This is a genomic window from Allomuricauda sp. d1, from assembly GCF_039592695.1.
GTDB lineage: Bacteria > Bacteroidota > Bacteroidia > Flavobacteriales > Flavobacteriaceae > Flagellimonas_A.
The window spans coordinates 170,089-192,038 of sequence record NZ_JBBUTK010000001.1; the positions used below are offsets into that span (position 1 = coordinate 170,089).

Below are 21,950 nucleotides of genomic sequence, written 5' to 3' on the forward strand. Positions count from 1 at the left end.
GACCGCCAAACTTACCGTCATTTTACAATTTCAACTGTCTGACCCATTTCAGAAATCTGTACCGAAGTATTGCGAAGTAAATAACCTGAAATGATACTCTCTGTTTCAACGGTATTTTTTTGGCGGATTATATGTGTTTCCATGTCCTCAGCGGAGCTGATTTCTATTTCTTTTGGGATAAAGGCATAGCCTTGATAAATACCATCAACTATGGAAACAATCGCATCTTCATCAACATTTCTGCCGTGTTCTTTGATGTAAAAAGAGGCATTATATTTAGAGGATTCTTGAATCGCAACAGAAACTTTTTTATTGTAGACCGATGGTGTTTCTTGCCTAAGGCAAGCCCCGGAACATTTTGTGAGGTGGGGTTCACATGCCACCTGTCTGAGATGGCAATACTTCTCGCACAATTCGAACGCATCACACAACTGTTTCAAAAAAGTGCGGCAATCTGTTTGATTGTAGAATATTTTGATGGCCTGCGGACTTTTGTTCGTCAGCCCGTAGGCCAGATGCATATATCCATTTCTATCCTCATAGTTAAAAATGGCATAGCTTTTTGAAACCCTTTTTTGGGCTCTGTTGTATTCTGGAAAATGTTTTTTAATGGCCTCAGATTCCATCAATAAAGCCAACAATTCACTACCAGAAAGCTCAAAATCAATACCGGCAATTTCACGACACATGCGAATTTCCTTTGAACTTTTATCATAAAAGTGGCCCAACACCCTTTTTTTGATGTTGATGGCCTTGCCCACATAAATGATATGCCCAGCTGCATTTTTGAAATAATAAACACCCGGTTTTTGGGGTAGGGAAGCGATGCTATTTTTCGATAGCAATGGCGGCAAAGTGGCTTCTTGGCTTCGTCCATTTAAAAATAGCTCAATGATTTTTTCAGCTTCAGGTTTTTGTAATAGGCCTTTAAATAGTGTGGTGGTGGCATGCGCATCGCCCCGTGCCCTGTGCCGGTCTGTAATCGTAATGCCTACTGATGAGCAAAGCTTACCCAAGCTGTATGACCGCAACCCTGGAATCAATCGTCGTGAAAGCCGAACCGTGCACAATTTTTTGCGTACAAAATCAACTCCGATCTGTCGAAACTCTTCTTTGATGACGCCATAGTCAAAGTTGACCGAATGGGCCACAAAGACGCAGTCTTGGGTTGTCTCCAAGATTTTGGGTGCGATTTCACTAAAGGTTGGCGCTTGGGCCACCATTTGATTGTCAATTCCCGTCAGGCCCGTAATAAAATAGGGTATTGCGCATTGTGGATTCACCAGCGAGGTAAACTCATCAATTACCTTTTCACCATCGAATTTGAAAATGGCAATCTCGGTGATTTTGTTGCCTCTGATGCCATTGCCCGTTGTCTCTATGTCGATGATGGTGTACAAATAATCCCTAACCTTGAGTAATAATCTCAAAATTAGGGATTATTTTGGGTTGTGGAGCCGGAGGGATTCGAACCCTCGTCCAAACAAGCAATAACCATGCTTTCTACATACTTAGTCTTGGTTTGTTTTTCGACCTGTGACCGACCCAAAACTGCCTATCACAAGCTTAGCTTCTTAACATTTTTGTGCTGTTGCCAAAGCGAGCAACAGCCTTATGTTGACCTTTATGGTGCTCCTAAACGAATCGCCGTCAACAAGGGCTATTCAGGAACATCTCGCTTCCCGACCTAGTCGGGACGAGGCATAATCCTACTATAATTCAGATTACGCGGCAAGAGCGTAGTTAGACTCGCCATTTAAAAGTGTGAGACATTGCATTTACGAGCATCATTCCCATAGCTCGGCATGCTTACATCGCCATTGGTCTTGCTGTCAAAACCAGTCGGCCCCATAATGAGACAGCATCTGCCAAAGGCAGACACGTTGTCGAATTATGTCCTGAACTTGTTTCAGAACCTCATAACCCGTGTTCTCATTTTCTTTTCAAAGAACAAATGTCACACTCAGCACTTCGGCTACGCTCAGCATAGACTCTGTCGAAGTGTGGGCGTTCCCCTGACATGGCCTTGCCATCGTCAGCGGTCGGGCTTTCGGCCATACACGGTATTTGCCTCTATCCCTAACGCAGCCTGTCCCGCTTATTGCGAGAGGCGGCAAAGATACCGATTATGCCGCAATGCATAAAAAGTTTGTGCATCCCTGCCAATCCTCTTAAATTCGGCAAAAAGTATACCAGACCAATATGAAGTTCGGAATCATTAGAGAACGCAAGAACCCACCTGATAGAAGGGTCGTTTTGACCCCCAAGCTCTGCCATGAAGTCATGCAAGAGTTTCCTGAAGCTGAGATTCAGGTCGAATCCTCGCCCATTCGGGTTTTTAATGATGCCGAATATCAAGAACTTGGGGTTGAAGTCATATCCAATATGCAATCTTGCGATGTTTTGCTCGGGGTCAAAGAAGTGCCCATTGAGGCACTCATCCCCAACAAAAAGTATTTTTTCTTTTCACATACCATCAAAAAACAGCCGTACAACCGTGATTTGCTGCAGGCCATTTTGGATAAGAACATCGAACTATATGACCATGAGGTGATAACCAACCGAAAGGGACAACGTTTAGTGGCTTTCGGGCGTTATGCGGGTATCGTCGGGGCGTACAACGGAATTCGTGCTTACGGTCTCAAATCTCAAAAGTTTGATCTTCCCAAAGCATTGACCCTCAAAGACCAAGCTGCCTTAATTGCTGAATTACAGAAAATCAGGCTGCCCAATATAAAAATAGTACTGACCGGAAAAGGAAGGGTAGGCAACGGCGCCAAAGAAATGTTGGACGGCATGGAGTTACGCGAAGTTTCTGTGACACAATATCTGACCAAAAGTTTCGATGAACCCGTCTATTGCCAAATAGATGTGTTGGATTACAATATGCGAAAAGATGGCCAAAAGCGATCACAGCAAGATTTTTTTGACAATCCAACAGAATACGTGTCGGATTTCTTTCGTTTTGCCAAAGTGACCGACTTCTACATCGCGGGTCATTTTTATGGCGATGGTGCTCCGTATCTCTACACGCGGGAAGATGTAAAACATCCTGATTTTAATATCAAGGTTGTGGCAGACATCAGTTGTGATATTGACGGGCCGGTGGCGACAACAATACGAGCCTCAACCATCGCCGACCCAATCTATGGCTACCATCCAAAGAAAGAAAAGGAAGTGGATTTCAAAAACTCTGAAGCGGTTGCGGTCATGGCTGTTGATAACCTGCCCGCCGAATTACCACGCGATGCCAGTAACGGTTTTGGTGAGGCGTTCTCAAAACACGTGATTCCCGCTTTTTTCAATGGAGACAGAGATGGCATTCTCAAACGGGCCCTTATGACCAAGAATGGAAAATTAACTGAAGATTTCGCATATCTACAGGATTATGTGGACGGTGATCATGGCTGAACCTTGATTTCCCATTCAACGGTAGGGTGCTCTTTTGGTGCCGTATAGCTTCCTATGGCTTTTAACTTTAATGTGAGGGCATTAAGCTTCACCAAGGTTTTCACATTGAGTGTCTTGGTTTCTCCACCCTTGATTTCCACTATTGGGGAATGTCCATAGAATGTATAGTCCATAGCATTTTCAAAAAGAAGGGTATTGCTTGAGTTGTTTTTTAAAGTCAATTCTAAAATCTCGGTTTTTTCCAAATACCGAGTGCTTTCAACCGAAAGACAGGCTTTGAGAAGCGGCACCAAATATTCAGGTTTGCCCACAAAGAGTTCGTTGAAAACAGCAGTTGTTCTTCCTAAAAACAACGCTTCCTTCAAACTTTCTTTGGTACGCTCTTTAGCAAATACCAAGGTAGTGGGCCTTGTGTGTCCTTTTTCAATATAATCCCAATCAATCAAGCCATGAATATCGCTGGTGCCCAAGACGGTCAGGTTATGCTTGAGTGCCAATGCCAAGGATTCCTCGTCATAAAATCCAGAATTGATGACCTCAATACCATTGAGCTCCCCTCTTTTGACCCTATCATTTTGGAAATCACTAAAAATAGGGTTGCCCGTCGGTGACTGCGCCGACCAATTGGGGTGATTCCAGAAGATAAAGGCGCCCTGCTTTTTGGCTGCCTCAAATTGTGCCACAGAATCAGTTTGCATGAGCGTGTTCACATCTGATATGAAAATGGCGTTGCTATGGCCAGCGGGTGCCTGTCTTGTAATCTCTGTTCCATGAACGATGATCAATTCATGGTCTTCGGCTTCTTCTAAAGCAATTTGATATGAACGGTTTCTATCGGGATGGGGAATATCTTCTGAATGGGGTTGGTATTCTATGTGTTCGGTCAGTGAGATCACATCAAGATTGTCGCGTAGCGCTTCCTGTACCCTAATGGTCGGCCATACATTGCCATCTGAGAATACGGTATGTTGATGCAAATCGGTTTTTAAGGTGACAAATCCTGGAATGTTTGGAAATGACAGGGCCCTTGAGCTTTTATGAGAGTGGCTCTGGGCAGATAGACTTGAGCAAGAAATCAGGATATATACGAACAGTAGCTTTTTCATTGAAGAAAGGTTGATTGCCCAAAAATATCGGAATGTTTCCATTTTATCGAAAATCGTATCTTTTTAAATTGTTAAGAAACAACAATTTGCTTAGGATTTCCGATTTTTGAAATATGAACCCCGCCGAAGAATACATGCTTAGTCAAAAAGAACCGTATCGTAGTATCCTATTGCACCTTAAGGCCATAATTGAATCTGTAATTCCAAATGTGGATATGAAATACAAATGGAACATACCGTGCTTTTATGCGGGCAAACAACCCATTTGCTACGTAAACTCAGTTCCGAAGAAAGGCTATGTTGATATCGCTTTTTGGAATTCTGCCCATTTGACCAAACACATCGAATTGATGGTTACCGAAGATAGAAAAGTTGTCAAATCACTTAGATACAGATCATTGGAAGAAATCAATGATGAAATCTTGATAGATGTACTTCAAGAATCGCACGAACGAAAAGACAAAGGGTTTTACAAACGATAGCTTAAAGCTTTAGGCTATAAGCTTATGGCTACTCTACGCAATGCCACCAAATCGGTCAATAATTTTTCCAACAGATTTAAATCCAACATATTTGCCCCATCGCTTTTGGCGTTGGCAGGGTCAAAATGGGTTTCCATAAAAAGTCCGTCGACTCCGGCGGCGATTCCAGCTTTTGCCATGGTACCGATCAAGGCAGGTCGGCCACCCGTGACCCCCGAGGCTTGGTTGGGCTGTTGCAATGAGTGGGTGACATCCAAAACAACGGGCGCATATTGTTTCATGGTAGGGATTCCCCTAAAATCGACTACCATATCTTGATAGCCGAACATCGTACCGCGTTCGGTGATCATCACCTGCTGATTGTTGCTGTCGGTCACTTTGGTTACTGCATGCTTCATGCTTTCAGGACTCATAAACTGCCCTTTTTTCAGATTGACCACTTTACCGGTTTCAGCAGCAGCAACCACCAAATCGGTCTGGCGTACCAAAAAAGCGGGTATCTGCAACACATCCACATACTCGGCGGCCATAGCGGCATCTGATTCTTTGTGAATGTCGGTGATGGTGGGCACTTGAAACGTTTCCGATACTTTTCTAAGGATTTTCAACGCTTTTTCGTCCCCGATTCCGGTGAAAGAGTCCACACGGCTGCGGTTCGCTTTTTTAAAACTCCCCTTGAACACATACGGAATTTTGAGCTTATCGGTCACTTTGACGATATGCTCTGCGATTCGCAGGGCCATTTCTTCCCCCTCAATGGCACATGGGCCTGAGAGCAAAAAGAAATTGTTGCTATTAGAGTGTTTTATTTGAGGAATTTGAGCGAGATTCATAAAGAAATTTTTGCAAAGATACTTTTTCAGCACTTATGATTTTATTGAACAAAAACAGAGTACCTTTGCGACCTTAAATTCAGGCCATGCAGAAAATAAAGAACATTGCCATCATTGCCCACGTTGACCACGGCAAGACTACCTTGGTCGATAAAATCATGTACCACTGCCAATTGTTCCGCGAGAATGAGAACAAGGGTGATTTGATTTTGGATAACAATGACCTCGAACGCGAACGGGGCATTACGATTGTCTCTAAAAATGTTTCGGTTGTTTACAAAGACACCAAGATTAATATCGTTGACACGCCCGGACACGCCGATTTTGGTGGTGAGGTCGAACGTGTTTTGAACATGGTCGATGGGGTACTGTTACTTGTAGATGCCTTTGAGGGACCAATGCCGCAGACACGGTTCGTATTGCAAAAGGCCATTGATTTAGGCATTAAGCCATGCGTAGTGATTAATAAGGTCGATAAAGAAAACTGTGACCCTGAAAGCGTACATGAAAAGGTTTTTGATTTGATGTTCGAACTCGGTGCTGAGGAATGGCAGTTGGATTTCCCCACCGTGTACGGTTCTGCCAAACAAGGTTGGATGAGCGAAGATTGGAAACAGCCTACTCAAGATATTTCTCCCTTGTTAGATATGGTTTTGGAGCACGTGCCTGAATTCAAACCTGAGGAAGGCTCTACGCAGATGTTGATCACTTCATTGGATTTTTCATCGTTCACCGGGCGGATTGCCATCGGTAGGTTGCAGCGTGGCAGCTTGAAAGATGGGCAACAGGTGACCTTGGTAAAAAGGGATGGCAAGCCAGTAAAATCACGTATCAAAGAACTCTATGTTTTTGATGGCTTGGGCCGAAAAAAAGTAGATGAGGTTCAAACAGGCGACATCTGTGCCATCGTGGGCATGGAAAATTTTGAGATTGGCGATACCGTTGCCGATTTTGAGAATCCCGAGGCATTGAAGACAATCGCTATTGACGAGCCGACGATGAGCATGTTGTTCACGATCAACGACAGTCCGTTCTTTGGAAAAGATGGCAAGTTCGTGACCTCACGCCACATCAAGGAACGTCTTGAAAAAGAATTGGAAAAAAACTTGGCACTTCGTGTAGAAGAAACTGACAGTGCTGATAAATTTATGGTCTTTGGCCGGGGGGTATTGCACCTTTCCGTACTGATTGAGACCATGCGTCGTGAAGGCTATGAACTTCAGATTGGCCAACCCCAGGTCATCATCAAAGAAATTGACGGTGTCAAATGTGAGCCTGTGGAACAGTTGACCATTGATTTGCCTGAAGAGGTTTCGGGCAAGGCTGTAGAGATGGTTTCTATCCGTAAAGGTGAAATGACCAGTATGGAGGCCAAAGGTTCACGAATGGTTTGTGAGTTTATCATTCCCTCGCGCGGTATTATCGGATTGCGCAACCAATTGTTGACCGCCACGGCGGGCGAAGCCATCATGGCGCACCGATTTTTGGAATACCAGCCTTTGAAAGGAGACATTACAGGTCGTATCAATGGTTCTTTGGTTTCTATGGAAAACGGTACCGCAATTCCGTATTCCATTGATAAATTGCAAGAGCGGGGTAAATTTTTCATTGACCCAGGTGAGGATATTTACGAAGGTCAGGTTATCGGTGAGAACTCACGTCAAGATGACATGACGATAAACGTGACCAAGACCAAAAAACTTTCCAATGTGCGTTCTGCAGGTGCCGATGACAAGGCCAAGATTGTGCCCGCTATCAAGTTTTCTTTGGAAGAGGCTTTGGAATACATCCAGAAAGACGAGTTGGTCGAGGTGACGCCCAATCACTTGAGGTTGCGCAAGATTCATTTGAAAGAGGTCGACCGTAAGCGAAACAAGTAAAATTGTGCCCTTGAAGGGGACAGCGAGTATAACGAGCAGGCAGGGTTGTAAACACCCCTCCCTTAATACCGATAGCTATCGGGGAGGAGGGGGCAGTAGTAGTAGAAAAACTAGCTCAAATGTCCGTGATGTTGCTCTTTGAGACAGGCAATGGCAGCCCCGATGATACCCGCGTGGTTCATCAACTCTGCCTTGACAACATCAGTCTCAATATTGATGAGATGGCCATATTCACTCCATTTTTTTGAGATACCACCCCCAACGATAATCAAATCAGGAGATACGATGAGTTCTACATATTTCAAGAATTTGTTGAACCGTTTGACCCATTTTTCATAGGTCAACCCTTCTCGCTCTTTGGCAGAAGAAGCTGCCCAGAGTTCGATCTTCTTATACTTTTTATAGGGAATTTGGCCCAATTCAAAATTTGGCAGTAGTTCTCCATTAAAAAAAGCACCGCTTCCGAGACCTGTACCTACGGTAATCATAATGACCAAACCATCTTTACCCTTGCCAACACCATAGTTCATAGAGGCATAACCTGCGGCGTCAGCGTCATTGAGTACCGTGAATTCATGATTGGTGGCAGAGGTCAAAAGTTCATCGACATTTACGCCTATCCAGCTTTTATGAAGGTTTCCTTGTGCTTTGCAGATACCGTTTTTGACGATGGTCGGAAAACCACAGCCAACAGGGCCTTTATAATCAAAGTGTTCTACGATTTGCTTGATGACCTGGGCCATTTCGTCTGGTTTTCTACTTGAAGGGGTAGGAATTCGAAACCGTTCGGTCAACATATCACCTGTTTCAGCACTCACAAGCGCACCCTTTATTCCAGAGCCGCCAACATCGATGCCTAAAAGTTCCATAGCTGGATTTTTTGGTTAGTGGTTTTCAAAGAAACGAAAAGTTTTGATAAAGCAAAGTATTGCTATTAAGATTATCAGACGGCTTTCTGTATCACTTCAAACATGCGGCTGCCATCGCATTTGATGGTCTTATGCGGATACTTCAATATGAGCGCATAGTCATGTGTTGCCATAATGATGGTACGGCCACTTTCATTGATTTCCTGAAGTACTTTCATCACTTCAACACTGGTCTGAGGATCAAGATTTCCTGTGGGTTCGTCGGCCAAAATGAGTTCGGGGTCGTTCAAAAGTGACCGCGCAATGGCGATACGCTGCTGTTCACCCCCAGAAAGCTCATGTGGAAACTTGAATCCCTTGGTCTGCATACCGACCTTGCCCAAAACTTCCTCAATTTTGGTATCCATTTTTGAAGCGTCTTTCCATCCCGTGGCCTTGAGCACAAATTTGAGATTGTTGTGCACATTGCGGTCAGAGAGCAGTTTAAAGTCTTGAAAAACAATGCCCAATTTTCGCCGCAGAAAGGGAATGTCTTTCTCCTTTAGGGTTTTGAGGTTAAAGTCGACCACATGGCCATAACCCTGTTTGAGGGGCAAATCCCCATAAAGGGTCTTCATAAAACTGCTTTTTCCGCTACCCGTTTTCCCGATGATATACACAAACTCGCCCTTTTTCACTTCAAAGGTGATATCGTTCAGAATAAGGTTCTCACGTTGAAAAACAGCGACATCTTGCAATTTCAGAATCGTTTCAGACATGAAAAGGTTTCTTGTTTTTTGTTTCGGATTTCAAGTTATCATGAATGAAATCCTCACCAAAAATACTAAGTTCAGATAGAATCGCACACTACTAATTTTTTCAACCAGAAACCAAAAGAAATATACTTTGGCTTGAATTTTGACGTTATCGATATATCAATCGAGAACAGCGTAGAACACTATGAATCGAATCACCGTATTATTTTCTCTTCTCTTTTCTGGACTTATTTCTTCAGCATTTTCACAAGAAACCCAGATTTATTCGCACGATAACGTAGTATTTCAAGACGCCTTGGCATTGTACAACAATGGGCAATATCAAGCAGCACAAGCACTTTTTGAGAAGGTCAAATCTACCACCAAAGATGGGGAGACTGAGGCCAATAGCGCCTATTATGCCGCCAATGCCGCCATTCGCTTGAACCAGCGCGGTGCCGATAAGGCAATGGAAAATTTTGTGGAGCGTTACCCAACATCCACCAAAAGAAATTCTGCCTTTATGGATGTGGCCGATTACTATTTTGAGACGGGTAAATATCCCTATGCGCTGAAATGGTATAAAAAGGTGGACCAAACCTCCATGTCGCGAAAAGACAAACAGCGTTTTGATTTCAACACGGGTTATTCTTATTATGCCTCCAACAATCCAAAAGAAGCAGAGCGTTACCTGAGCCGGGTGAGCAACTCTGAAAAATATGGCTCGCAGGCAAAGTATTACTTGGGTTACATTGCTTATGAACAAGATGATTACGATGAGGCCAGCGCCCGTTTTGACCAGATTTCTGATGCCAAGGTCCGTAACGAGAAACTGTCCTACTACGAAGCAGACCTCAATTTTAAGTCGGGCAATTTTGAAAAGGCCATTGCTATGGCTGAAAGGCAGTTGCCAAAATCTGATAGGCGCGAAGTGTCGGAATTGAACAAGATCATCGGCGAGAGCTATTTTGAACTGGAGCAGTACGATAAAGCAATTCCGTACCTAAAAAAGTACAAAGGAAAACGTGGTAAATGGAGCAACACCGACTATTATCTGTTGGGATACAGCTATTACAAACAGGGCGATTTTGAAAGTGCCATTGGGCAGTTCAACAAAATCATCGGCGGCACGAACAGTGTGGCCCAAAATGCCTATTACCACTTGGCGGAATGCTATTTGAAGTTGGATAAAAAGCAGGAAGCTTTGAACGCCTTCCGGAATGCTTCCCAAATGGAGTTCAATGAAGAAATCGAGAAAGACGCACTGCTGAACTACGCCCGATTGAGCTATGAAATCGGAAACGCCTATGAGCCTGTTCCGCAGGTGATGACCACATACTTGGAAAAATATCCCAAGGATGAACATCAAACGGAAATTCAAGAATTATTGGTCGATTCGTACATCACCTCAAAGAACTTTGAGGGCGCCATGGCACTTTTGGAAAAGAATGAAAGCTATGCCAGCCCAGAAACCTATCAAAAAGTGGCTTTTTACCGTGGGGTGGAGTTGTTTATGGATGGCGACTACGAAGAAGCAGCTGACCGATTTTCTAAATCCCTGAAAAAAGCTTCCAATTTAAATTTTGAAGCCAGGGCCCTGTATTGGAAGGCTGAATCAGATTACAGACTGAACCGCTTTCAAGATGCCCTTTCCGGATTTGAAAAATTCAAGCGGAACAGTGCGGCCAAAAACACCGAAGAATATGCCGATGTAGATTACAATTTGGGTTACAGTCATTTTAAGTTGAAGGATTACGGTGATGCCATTGGCTATTTTAAAGGTATGGCTGCTACCTCTGATGATGACATACGCACTGATAGCTATATGCGATTGGCAGACAGTTATTTTGTGACCAGTCAATACAGCCCGGCCATTGCTGCTTATGACGAGGCATCAAAGATGAACGGTCCAGAACGTGATTATGCAGCTTTTCAAAAGGCATTGAGCCAAGGCTTTTTGGGCAATACTTCGGCCAAAATTGACGGACTGAACGAATTTCTACAGCGTTATCCAAAATCAACTTTGCGCGATGATGCCTACTTTGAATTGGGCAATACCTATGTGAAAGCTGACAACGAGACCCAAGGCCTACAGACCTATGACCAATTGATCAACGAATACAGTCGAAGCAAATTCGCACCCCGCGCCATGTTGAGGCAAGGGCTGGTGCATTACAATGCCAGTCGCAACGAACGTGCTTTGGGCAAACTAAAGGAAGTGGTTGATAAGTATCCCAAAACCCCAGAGGCCAAACAAGCTGTGGCCACGGCCAAATTGGTGTATGTTGACTTGGGGCGTGTCGGCGAATATGCCAATTGGGTCAAAGGGCTTGATTTTGTTGAGGTGACCGACACCGAATTAGACCAAGCCACCTACGAGGCGGCGAACAAAAAATATGCTGAGGGCAACACCGATGCTGCCATTCGTGGCTATGAGGAATACCTACGGGAATTCCCGAACGGATTGGAAGCGCTGGAAGCCAATTTCAATTTGGCACAACTGTACTTTGCAAAAGGAGCAAAAGAAAAAGCCCTAACCAATTTCAAAGTGGTTGCTGAAAGCGGTGCTGGTGAGTATACAGAGCAGGCTTTAACACGGGTCTGCGAAATATATGTGGGCAAAAAGGAATATCAAACGGCTTTACCTTATTTGAAGCGATTGGAAAGTATAGCTGATATTGACCAAAACCGAACTTTTGCACAGTCAAACCTGATGAAGGGCTATTACGAGCAGAAAGACTATCAAAACACCATTATCTATGCCGAAAAGGTGCTTTCGGCACCAAAGATTGATAACCGCATCAGAAGTGATGCCCAAATCATGATTGCCCGGTCTGCCATTGAAACAGGCAATGAACAATTGGCAGAGACCGCTTTTGCCGAAGTCAAGAAAATTGCAACGGGTGCTACTGCTGCCGAAGCATGGTATTATGATGCATACTTCAAGCACAAAAATGGTGATTTTGAGGCTTCGAACACCTCAGTTCAAAAGCTGGCGAAAGATTACGCTGCTTATAAAGAATGGGGTGGTAAAGGACTCATTATCATGGCCAAGAACTTTTATATGTTGGACGATGCCTTTCAAGCCACGTATATTTTGGAAAGTGTCATCGAGAATTTTTCAGACCATCCTGAAATCGTGGCAGAGGCTAGGGGAGAGCTTTCCATCATAAAATCCCGCGAAGCGGAACGTAATTCATCAATCGATACCAACGGAAATTAACGAGAACACCATGTGTAAGCACATCACTATATTTTTGATTTTGAGCCTTTTTTTGGGGTGGGCACAGGCCCAAGAGACCGATGATATTGGCACTGAAACGGTAACGGTCGTGAAACCGTATTCCCCTACGGTTTCAGATGCCTTCAAGGTCAAAAGGTCACCAAACCTGAACGATTCCATTGTACTGCAGAAGAAAAAAATTGAGTACAGCATCTTTTCGGCCCCTGTGGCTTCAACCTATACGCCTGCCAAGGCAAAGGCAGAGCGGGTAGAACGTACGCCCCCGCCTACGCTGTACAATTCTTCGGCCTCTATCGGGCTCGGAAATTTCAATAACGCCTTGGTCGATTTTTATACGAGTCGTGAGTTTGGGCGCGGTGAGAATTTGTTGGATATCGGTTTGAGCCACCATTCATCACGGGGCGATATTGAGAGCACACCGCTCGATGCCGATTTTTACAATTCAAAATTGGATGTGTCTTATGCCAAGAAAGAACGCGATATGGAATGGGGCGCTGGCATTGGCCTGCAACACCAACTGTACAATTGGTACGGTATCGAAAATGGTGAGTTTGCCGATGCAGTGGTAACCGCAATCGATGAAACACAGAATTATTTCACTGCGGAGGCCAATGCGCATATCAATCTTGAAGATTCCTTTTTTAAGGAAGGGCAACTTAAGGTTCGCCGTTTTTGGGATGCTGTGGAGTCTGGAGAGAACCGCGCCATTTTGCAACCCACATTCGAGCTGCCCGTTACCCAAGAACTCGTCACCATCAAGGCCAAATTTGATTACGTGGGCGGAAGCTTTTCCAACGCAGATTTGAACAACACTGAAAATACCGCAGGAATTGACTATGGCCACTTTCAAGTAGGGGTGAACCCAAGTCTTTTGATATTGCGTGACGACCTGACCCTGAACTTGGGCGCCAATTTGGTCTATGGTCAAGATATAGAAGATAGCGACAGCAACTTTTTTATCTATCCTGCGGTGACTGGTTCCTATCGACTGGTTGATGAGACCGTGATTGCCTACGGAGGTGTTGAGGGTGAGTTGCGGCAGAATTCTTATCACGGTTTTGTTGATGAGAATCCCTATGTTTCACCGACATTGACCATTCAGCCCACGGATCAGCAATACGAAGGTTATTTAGGTCTGAAAGGACAATTATTTTCAAATGTGGGCTACAACGTCAAAGGATCTTATACGGCTGAAAATAGAAGACCACTGTTTTTGTTGAATCCACAGAATGAGACCCGCAATGATGAGAAAGGCTACATTTTCGGAAATTCATTTCAAGTCTTCTACGATGACCTTAAGACCTTGGGTGTTTTTGGTGAACTGAACATTGATGTGAACCGCAACTTTTCTTTGGGCATCAATGCGGAATTTTATGATTACGACACGGAGACAGACAATCCTGCTTGGAACCTGCCCAGTATCAAAGGCTCGCTCTTTATGGATTATCAAATTGGAGACCAGTGGTTTATGGGCGCCAATCTGTTTTACGTGGGAGAGCGTGATGATTTGGATGCTACCGCACAGGCCAATACACCACCAAACCTGTTTCCGTCAACGATTGTCACTTTAGATGGTTTTTTTGATGCCAATGCTCATGTGGGGTATCGTTTCAATGAACAGTTGTCAATTTTTGCAAGGGCTTCCAACATTGCGAACAACAATTACCAGCGATGGGCCAATTTCAGGGTGCAAAGCTTCCAGGTTTTGGCAGGGGCTACTTACAAATTTGATTTCTAGTCAAACACATACTCAAGTATCAAATACAAACTCAAGTATCAAACACAAACTCAAATTCAATCCGTGATAATTTGTGCAATTCGTGTCTTTTGAAGCTAGAAGTATTAGATACGAATGTAGAATGACGAATGATTGAACGCCTTCTCTGTGAAACTTTGCGCATCTCTGAGCAACTCTGCGAAAAAATCTTCAAAGCCCAAGTTCAAACTCAAGCATCAAGTACAAAGGAAATTCGTGAAAATTAGTGTCAGATAAAAATTCCAAACTCCAAGTACCAAATTCCAAAGGCTCCAGTTTAAAAAGGGAACTCTGTGAACCTCTTGGGGCTCCGCGCAACTCTGTGAAACAGCATAAAACTCAAGTTTAAAAATCAAGGTCGAACACGATAGTTCGTGCCAATTTGTGTCCAACTAAGTATAACGGCTTGATAGGTTATGGGTTTATGCTCCGTGAAATTCATAAACCATCGATAAAATTCCCCTGAAGCCCATCCTCATGGCAAATTACCTAAATTAGAATTTCAATACTCAGGATGGTGCGAATATTGGTGATATTTTTTCTTATCGGCACAAGTCTGGTTTCTTCACAGAACTTGGTCAAAAACCCCAGTTTTGAGTCGTACTCAAAATGCCCCAACGCTTTGGGTACATTCAACTTTCATGTTGATAATTGGTCGACCCCGACTGATGGCACCACCGATTATTTTAATACGTGTAGTGAAGTCATGGGTGCACCTGAGAACTTCAATGGGGTGCAACATCCCAAATTTGGGGAAGCTTATGCAGGCCTATACTTTTATGCGCCTGCGGATTATCGCGAATACATTCAGATTGAATTGAAACGTATGTTGCGGAAGGGAACCAAATACGAATTGATTTTTTATATCAGTTTGGCCGAGGGTTCTGATTTTGCGGTCAAGGATTTTGGGGTGCTTTTTTCATACCAATCCATAGAAATTCAAACAAAAAAGAACCTTTCAAAAGGGCAGCTCTATAAAAACAGGGGCAATAAACATTATTCGCTTGAAATCAATCATCCCGAGTTTCATGAGGATAAAAGTGACTGGTTAAAGGTGAGCACCGTTATCGAAGCCAAGGGCTTTGAAAAATATTTGGTATTGGGCAATCTGCGTGACAATGCCGCCACCAGAAAGATTCAAACCAAAAGACGCGAATCAAAGCGTGGGGCATATTACTATATCGATATGGTCTCTTTGGCCCGCATCGGAGCAGATGATGACCACACAGAGAATTTTGAGCTTGAAAGGCGCTATGTTTTTGAACATGTGCTTTTTGAATTTGATGACTTTACAATTCAAGACCAAGCTGAAGAAAAGATCGCGATGGTTGTCGAATACATCAAAGCACAAAACGTATTGATTACGATTCACGGCCATACTGACAATCAAGGCACGGCGGATTACAACAAAAAACTGTCATTACAAAGGGCAAAGGCCATTGCCGATTTTCTAGTTGATGCCGGAGTTCCTGCGGCATTGGTTTCCACAGTGGGGCACGGCAGCAAAAGTCCCATTGCTACGAACGATAGTCCTGAAGGGAGGCAAAAAAACCGCAGAGCTGAGTTCGAATTTGTTAAAGCTCAGAATAAGTAAACCACAGCTACTTAAACTTTTACAACAAATTCTAGTAAGTAAAAACTTACAATCACACTTTTTCTTATAAAAATTGAGTTTGGGCAGTATAACTGACCTACACTTCTAGAACACGGGTGTTTGGTTGCTAAACTAAACGGGATGGTTCGGAAGATTACTACTATTATTTTGTTTTTGCTCATTTTAGGCCAGCTACATTCACAAAATTTGGTCATTAACGGGGGTTTTGAGGAGTACAAATCCTGCCCCGAAACATTGAGCAATCTAGCTGACGATAGCGAACATTTGACAGCTCCGACGACAGGTACTACGGATTATTTCAATACTTGTGGAATTGGAGATGTGGCAATACCGAAAAACTTCAAGGGCGAACAAAAAGCACTTGAGGGTGAAGCTTATGCAGGTCTGCACATGTACGCCCCCAATGATTATCGCGAATATGTACAAATGGAATTGAAGCAGTCACTAAAGGGGGGCAGGGTATATCAGGTGACCCTGAACATGAGTATGGCAGAGTCTTCTGAGGTGGCGATGCAAGAAATGTACGTTCTTTTTACAGACATCCCGGTTCATGCCGATGTCAATAAAAACCTTTCTCCACCGAGGCTTGAACGCTTCGATGTCAAAAAATATACGTTTGTGAAACTGAGTCCGCAAGGCCCCCTCTACGACAATGACCAATGGGTAAAAGTACAGATGGAGTTTGTGGCCAAAGGCTTTGAAAAATATATGCTTCTTGGTAATTTCAAAAACAACAAGAACACCAGAAAGATCAGTTTGGAGACTGAAGAAAATGAGACCCAGCGGAAATCATATTATTATATTGACGATGTTCAGGTATCATATCTTCGAGATACCGAGTACGAGCTGAACAAACCTTTCGTTTTGGATCAGTTGTCATTTAAATTCAATGATTTCGAACTTAGTGAAGAAGCCAAAAAAGATATCAGGAAAGTGTATTCTCATTTAAAGAAGAATCCAAAATTAAAGTTGATCATCAATGGCCATACCGATAATTTGGGTGCGGTATCTTACAATAAGTACCTTTCTTCAAGAAGGGCGTGGTCGGTCGCCAAGTATTTAGAAAAGCTGGGGCTGAACAAAACACGTCTGGCATGGGAAGGCCATGGTGACACAAAACCCAAAGTAAGGGCAGATTCTGATGCTGCACGTGAACAAAACCGTCGGGTCGAATTTGTGATGACCGAGTTCGATGATGAATAAGAACATTCCCAATCGCCAATTTAAAAACTGAGCATCTTGCAAAATATCAATAACTTTAAGTTGGCTGTCTTAATTGATGATGATGAGGTCACGAACTATTTGAATACCTTGTTCTTTAAGAAAGCATCAGTTTTTGACCATGTGGTCGCTTTTGAAAATGCCTCCGATGCGTTGTCTTTTTTAGAGGATTCCATTCAAAACGCCACATCATTTCCCGAATTGATCATGGTTGATATCAATATGCCGTGTATATCTGGGTGGCAGTTCTTGGAAGAATACTTGAAGATTGGTGAAGAAACACGAAAGAACACCATGGTGGTGATGTTGAGCATCCAGTTTTGTGAAGACGACATTAAAATGTTCGAAAAATACCAAGACCATATCGTGCTGCAAGAAAAACCACTTTCCACAGCAAAAATCCAAAATTGGGCGAAGCGTCTTTACGCTGCAATTTAGGACGAGCAACTGTGATTTTTAGCCAATAACGGCTATCTTCACCCAAATTCCATATCAAATGAGAACACCGATAATCGCTGTCATCAGCTGTCTATGCCTATTGGGCTGTAAAAAAAAGGAAAAAGTTGATTTGATTGTCCACAATGCAAATGTTGTGACGGTTGACACTGCCTTTTCAAAAGCAACCTCTTTTGCGGTCAAGGATGGAAAATTTATCGCCATTGCCCGAGATAAATCAGTGTTAGAGAATTTTGACGCTGAAAATAAAATTGATGCAGATGGAAAAACGGTGGTGCCAGGCCTTATTGATGCCCATTGCCATTTCTACGGTTTGGGATTGAACCAGCAGGTAGTCGATTTGGTGGGTACCAAAAGTTATGATGAGGTGCTGCAACGGGTCATTGATTTTCAAAAAGAGAATGATTTATCGGTCATTCGCGGTCGCGGATGGGACCAGAACGATTGGGAGGTCAAGGAGTTCCCTACCAGTCTGCAGTTGGATAAACTGTATGCCAATATTCCTGTGGTATTGGAGCGGGTCGATGGCCATGCCTATTTGGTGAACCAAAAAGCATTACAGATGGCCGGAATCACACGTGACACCCAAGTTGAAGGGGGTGAAATTGTTCGCGAAGAAAGTGGCCATGCCACAGGGGTACTCGTTGATGCTCCAATGGCGATGGTCGATGCCGTATTGCCAAAACCGAGTCGTGATGAACAAATCAAAGCATTGCTTGAGGCAGAAAAAATCTGTTTTGATTACGGGCTGACCACTGTGAACGATGCAGGGCTCAGCCGTTCGACCATTGAGCTGATTGACAGTCTGCAACGGGCTAAACTATTAAAGATGCGGGTGTATGCCATGGTCAGCAATACCGCAGAAAATCTTGACCATTTTTTGGGCCAGGGAATCATCAAGACCGATAGAATCAATGTTCGCTCGGTAAAAGTGTATGGTGACGGCGCTCTGGGCTCCCGGGGTGCGGCCTTGAAAGAGCACTACGCTGACAAGCCAGGGCATTTTGGCGCCATGATCACCCCCATGGATAAAATGGAAGCCTTGGCGAAACGCATCGCAGCTTCAGACTATCAAATGAACACCCATGCCATTGGTGATTCTGCCAATGTGGTCGTTTTAAAAGCTTATGAAAAAGCACTTCAGAACAAAAATGACCGCCGCTGGAAAGTAGAACATGCCCAAGTGGTTTCGCCCCCTGATTTTGATTATTTCAGCAAAGACATCATTCCCTCGGTACAGCCCACCCATGCGACCAGCGATATGTATTGGGCCGAAGACCGTTTGGGTGAAGAACGGGTCAAAGGTGCTTATGCCTTCAAAACATTGTTGAATAAAGCGGGATTGGTGGCTTTGGGCACTGATTTTCCTGTGGAACAGGTGAATCCTTTTTTGACATTTTATGCCGCAGTGGCTAGAAAAGATTTGGAAAATTATCCTGAAGGAGGATTTCAGATGAAAGATGCCCTCTCCCGTGAGGAAGCACTAAAAGGGATGACCATCTGGGCTGCCTATTCGAATTTTGAAGAAGATGAAAAAGGAAGCATCGAAGTGGGGAAGATGGCCGATTTTGTAATTCTCAGTGATGATTTGATGACCATACCTGAAAAAGAGATTCCAGACCTAAAAGCCGAACAGGTGTTTTTGGGTGGGGAAAAGATGAAATAAAATGTAATTAGTCTCCCCTCTTGTGATCAAGAGGGAAAAATTCCCTACTGAAAGCAAGGGAATCGGGATGGGTGAAAACAAAAAAACCGAGACAATCGCCTCGGTTTTTAAATCCAAAAAACGGATATTATTTTATTGCTCCATACTGAAACTCATGGGTACTTCAACCCGTGTAGTGCCCCACCCCATGACCATATCAGCTCCATTATCAGCTTCTTTGAAGGCAACGGAAAAGGCTTCCAGATTTTCAGAATCGGTACTGGTCTTTGCCTTGATACGGGTAATGTCTGCAGCGTTGTCGTACGAATAGGCCCCCCATTGGTTGAGGTTGCCGTTCAAGATGATGGTCCATTCTTCCTCACCAGGTATGGTGAACATTGAATACGTTCCGGCTTGTACATCTTGTCCACCTACATTGGCATCTTTGTAAAAGGTAATTTCAGTGGCCTCGTTGGCGCCAGTTCTCCAAACCTTGCCCGAAGGGGCCAATTCAGAAAGCGCGCGCCCTTTTAATTGTGGGCGGCTGTAAATCACCCGTACAGCTTTATCAGACTCTTTGTAGCTGGTGGGGTACGATGCTATGTCAGCAGGACTTTTGTCCAAACCACTGAACTTTTGGGCAGTCAATTCCCCCGTGAGAAGTAGTGTGGCACTAAAGAATGTCAATAAAAATAATTTTTTCATGTCTATTGTTTTTTTGAAAAACTAAAGCTATGGAGTTATACTGAGGCAAACTTTAAAATACAGTTAAAATTTAGGCTTTCATTTTGACGGTTTTTGTTTCAATATCCCATATTATAATTTCAAATAGATAAAATACTTCTGATTATTGTTATGATTTGAAGTTAATTACTTCATTTTTATTTATAAATAGTGTTATTAATATCATCTTTGTTGTTCAATTGTTAGAAAGAATTTTATGTGTGGAATTGTATGTGCGTTTGATTTGAAGGAAAGTAACGAAGTGTTGCGTCCGCAGTTGTTGCAAATGTCAAAAAAAGTAAGGCATCGAGGTCCGGATTGGAGTGGTATCTATGCAAATGATAAGGCCATTTTGGCCCATGAACGATTGGCCATTGTTGATCCGGCATCGGGCAAGCAACCGTTGCTCAGTGCCGATGGCAGATTGATTTTGGCAGCCAATGGAGAAATATACAACCATCGTGAGCTGCGCAAACAATTTGAGGGTAAGTACGAGTTCAATACCCAATCAGATTGTGAGGTCATTTTGGCACTGTATCAGGATAAGGGAGTGGATTTCATTGATGAGATGAATGGCATCTTTGGTTTTGCCATTTATGACAACGAAAAAAACGAGTATTTTGTGGCCCGTGACCACATGGGCATTATTCCGTTGTATATCGGGTGGGATAAGAACGGAACGTTTTATGTAGCCTCAGAACTAAAGGCATTGGAAGGTGTTTGCACCAAAATCGAGCTTTTCCCCCCAGGGCATTATCTGCACAGCGCTGATGGCGAGTTCAAGCAATGGTACAAACGGGATTGGATGGAGTATGAAGCCGTGAAAGAGAATGAGACCAGCATCCGCGAAATCAGGGAGGCTTTAGAAGCTGCCGTGCACAGGCAATTGATGTCTGATGTGCCCTATGGTGTCTTGCTTTCGGGCGGATTGGATTCGTCGGTCACCTCCGCCATAGCAAAAAAATATTCCCAAAAAAGAATAGAGTCAGATGATACCAAAGAAGCGTGGTGGCCGCAGTTGCACTCATTTTCGGTAGGTTTGGAAGGTTCACCTGATCTGGCCGCCGCGCAATTGGTAGCTGACCATATCGGTACGGTTCACCACGAAATCAAATTCACCATTCAAGAAGGCCTGGATGCCATTCGTGATGTCATTTACAATTTGGAAACGTATGACATCACAACAATAAGGGCTTCGACACCCATGTATTTGATGGCCAGGGTCATAAAGTCCATGGGGATTAAAATGGTGTTGTCTGGTGAAGGTGCAGATGAGTTGTTCGGCGGATATTTATATTTCCACAAAGCCCCCAGCCCAAAAGATTTTCATGAAGAAACGGTCAGAAAATTGAGCAAACTGCACATGTACGACTGCCTTCGGGCCAATAAATCATTGGCGGCATGGGGCATTGAGGGGCGCGTACCATTTTTGGACAAGGAGTTTATGGATGTCGCCATGCGCATCAATCCAAAAGACAAGATGATTAATGGCGAACGTATGGAAAAATGGGTGGTACGCAAAGCCTTTGAATCCTATCTACCCGAAAGTGTGGCATGGCGCCAAAAAGAGCAGTTTTCAGATGGGGTAGGCTATAGCTGGATAGACACGTTGAAAGAGCTGGTAGAGCGTGAGGTTTCAGATGAACAGATGCAGAATGCCCATTTTAGGTATCCACTGCAGACCCCGACCACGAAGGAAGAATATTATTACCGTTCGATATTTGAAGGGCATTTTCCTTCAGATGCAGCCGCTTTGAGCGTGCCACAAGAGCCCTCAGTGGCCTGTAGTACCAAAATTGCATTGGAGTGGGATGAGGCCTTTAAAAACATGAATGACCCATCAGGTAGGGCCGTGGCACAAGTGCATGCCGATGCCTATGAAAAATGATTCAGAATCAGCTCCCCTATCGGTCACCCTGAGCACAGTCGAAGGGTAGGGAGGGGTAGCTACCCGATTTTGCGGATAGACGGGGTG

16 protein-coding genes and 1 other RNA gene are annotated in these 21,950 nt (G+C 43.8%); 10 read left to right on the plus strand and 7 right to left on the minus strand.

Going from position 1 to position 21,950, the window contains the following annotated elements; genetic code table 11:
• Positions 1-17: 17 nt before the first annotated feature.
• Positions 18-1,430 (minus strand): exonuclease domain-containing protein, encoded by a 1,413-nt coding sequence (locus AAAH86_RS00830; protein WP_343485597.1) that lies wholly within the window; start codon positions 1,428-1,430, stop codon positions 18-20.
• 19 nt (positions 1,431-1,449) lie between these two features.
• Positions 1,450-1,850: a transfer-messenger RNA gene (gene ssrA, locus AAAH86_RS00835) on the minus strand.
• Between the two features lie 352 nt (positions 1,851-2,202).
• Here ssrA and AAAH86_RS00840 point away from each other — a divergent pair.
• Positions 2,203-3,411: an NAD(P)-dependent oxidoreductase gene (locus AAAH86_RS00840; RefSeq protein WP_343485598.1), complete on the plus strand. Its 1,209-nt coding sequence runs from the start codon at positions 2,203-2,205 to the stop codon at positions 3,409-3,411.
• Here AAAH86_RS00840 and AAAH86_RS00845 read toward each other — a convergent pair.
• Entirely contained in the window at positions 3,402-4,517 is a 1,116-nt protein-coding gene (locus AAAH86_RS00845; protein ID WP_343485599.1) for an Sb-PDE family phosphodiesterase, read from the minus strand. The two genes, AAAH86_RS00840 and AAAH86_RS00845, sit on opposite strands and share 10 nt — an antisense overlap.
• A gap of 113 nt (positions 4,518-4,630) precedes the next feature.
• On the opposite strand from AAAH86_RS00845, the gene AAAH86_RS00850 reads away from it, so the two are divergent.
• Positions 4,631-4,999 carry a DUF1801 domain-containing protein gene (locus tag AAAH86_RS00850; protein ID WP_343485600.1) on the plus strand — a complete coding sequence of 123 codons (369 nt, stop codon included), beginning with the start codon at positions 4,631-4,633 and terminating at the stop codon, positions 4,997-4,999.
• Positions 5,000-5,013: 14 nt separating this feature from the next.
• Here AAAH86_RS00850 and kdsA read toward each other — a convergent pair whose 3' ends face one another.
• Complete coding sequence (gene kdsA, locus AAAH86_RS00855; RefSeq protein ID WP_343485601.1) at positions 5,014-5,832, minus strand: 3-deoxy-8-phosphooctulonate synthase; 819 nt, start codon at positions 5,830-5,832, stop codon at positions 5,014-5,016.
• An 86-nt stretch (positions 5,833-5,918) separates the two neighbouring features.
• Here kdsA and typA point away from each other — a divergent pair, with 86 nt between their 5' ends.
• Positions 5,919-7,712, plus strand: a complete 1,794-nt coding sequence (typA, locus tag AAAH86_RS00860) for a translational GTPase TypA (RefSeq protein WP_343485602.1) — start codon at positions 5,919-5,921, stop codon at positions 7,710-7,712.
• A gap of 110 nt (positions 7,713-7,822) precedes the next feature.
• Here typA and AAAH86_RS00865 read toward each other — a convergent pair whose 3' ends face one another.
• Together AAAH86_RS00865 and AAAH86_RS00870 are read right to left on the minus strand one after the other, a co-directional pair.
• A complete protein-coding gene (locus tag AAAH86_RS00865; protein ID WP_343485603.1) occupies positions 7,823-8,581 on the minus strand; it encodes an ROK family protein in 759 nt (252 codons plus the stop codon).
• A gap of 74 nt (positions 8,582-8,655) precedes the next feature.
• The gene (locus AAAH86_RS00870; RefSeq protein ID WP_343485604.1) at positions 8,656-9,339 is read right to left on the minus strand and encodes an ATP-binding cassette domain-containing protein; all 684 of its coding nucleotides are present in this window, start codon (positions 9,337-9,339) and stop codon (positions 8,656-8,658) included.
• A gap of 181 nt (positions 9,340-9,520) precedes the next feature.
• Between AAAH86_RS00870 and AAAH86_RS00875 the strand changes: the two genes are divergently transcribed.
• The 6 genes from AAAH86_RS00875 (at position 9,521) to AAAH86_RS00900 (ending at position 19,273) form a co-directional block, all read left to right on the plus strand.
• Positions 9,521-12,538 carry a tetratricopeptide repeat protein gene (locus tag AAAH86_RS00875; protein WP_343485605.1) on the plus strand — a complete coding sequence of 1,006 codons (3,018 nt, stop codon included), beginning with the start codon at positions 9,521-9,523 and terminating at the stop codon, positions 12,536-12,538.
• 10 nt (positions 12,539-12,548) lie between these two features.
• Positions 12,549-14,297: a TonB-dependent receptor gene (locus AAAH86_RS00880; protein ID WP_343485606.1), complete on the plus strand. Its 1,749-nt coding sequence runs from the start codon at positions 12,549-12,551 to the stop codon at positions 14,295-14,297.
• Positions 14,298-14,829: 532 nt separating this feature from the next.
• Entirely contained in the window at positions 14,830-15,909 is a 1,080-nt protein-coding gene (locus tag AAAH86_RS00885; RefSeq protein ID WP_343485607.1) for an OmpA family protein, read from the plus strand.
• A 141-nt stretch (positions 15,910-16,050) separates the two neighbouring features.
• The gene (locus AAAH86_RS00890; protein ID WP_343485608.1) at positions 16,051-17,133 is read left to right on the plus strand and encodes an OmpA family protein; all 1,083 of its coding nucleotides are present in this window, start codon (positions 16,051-16,053) and stop codon (positions 17,131-17,133) included.
• A 36-nt stretch (positions 17,134-17,169) separates the two neighbouring features.
• A complete protein-coding gene (locus AAAH86_RS00895) occupies positions 17,170-17,589 on the plus strand; it encodes a response regulator (protein ID WP_343485609.1) in 420 nt (139 codons plus the stop codon).
• A gap of 58 nt (positions 17,590-17,647) precedes the next feature.
• A complete protein-coding gene (locus AAAH86_RS00900) occupies positions 17,648-19,273 on the plus strand; it encodes an amidohydrolase (RefSeq protein WP_343485610.1) in 1,626 nt (541 codons plus the stop codon).
• Positions 19,274-19,405: 132 nt separating this feature from the next.
• Here the strand turns inward: AAAH86_RS00900 and AAAH86_RS00905 are convergent, their stop codons facing one another.
• Positions 19,406-19,957 carry a DUF2911 domain-containing protein gene (locus tag AAAH86_RS00905; RefSeq protein WP_343485611.1) on the minus strand — a complete coding sequence of 184 codons (552 nt, stop codon included), beginning with the start codon at positions 19,955-19,957 and terminating at the stop codon, positions 19,406-19,408.
• A gap of 235 nt (positions 19,958-20,192) precedes the next feature.
• Between AAAH86_RS00905 and asnB the strand changes: the two genes are divergently transcribed.
• Complete coding sequence (asnB, locus tag AAAH86_RS00910) at positions 20,193-21,863, plus strand: asparagine synthase B (protein WP_343485612.1); 1,671 nt, start codon at positions 20,193-20,195, stop codon at positions 21,861-21,863.
• Positions 21,864-21,950: the final 87 nt, after the last annotated feature.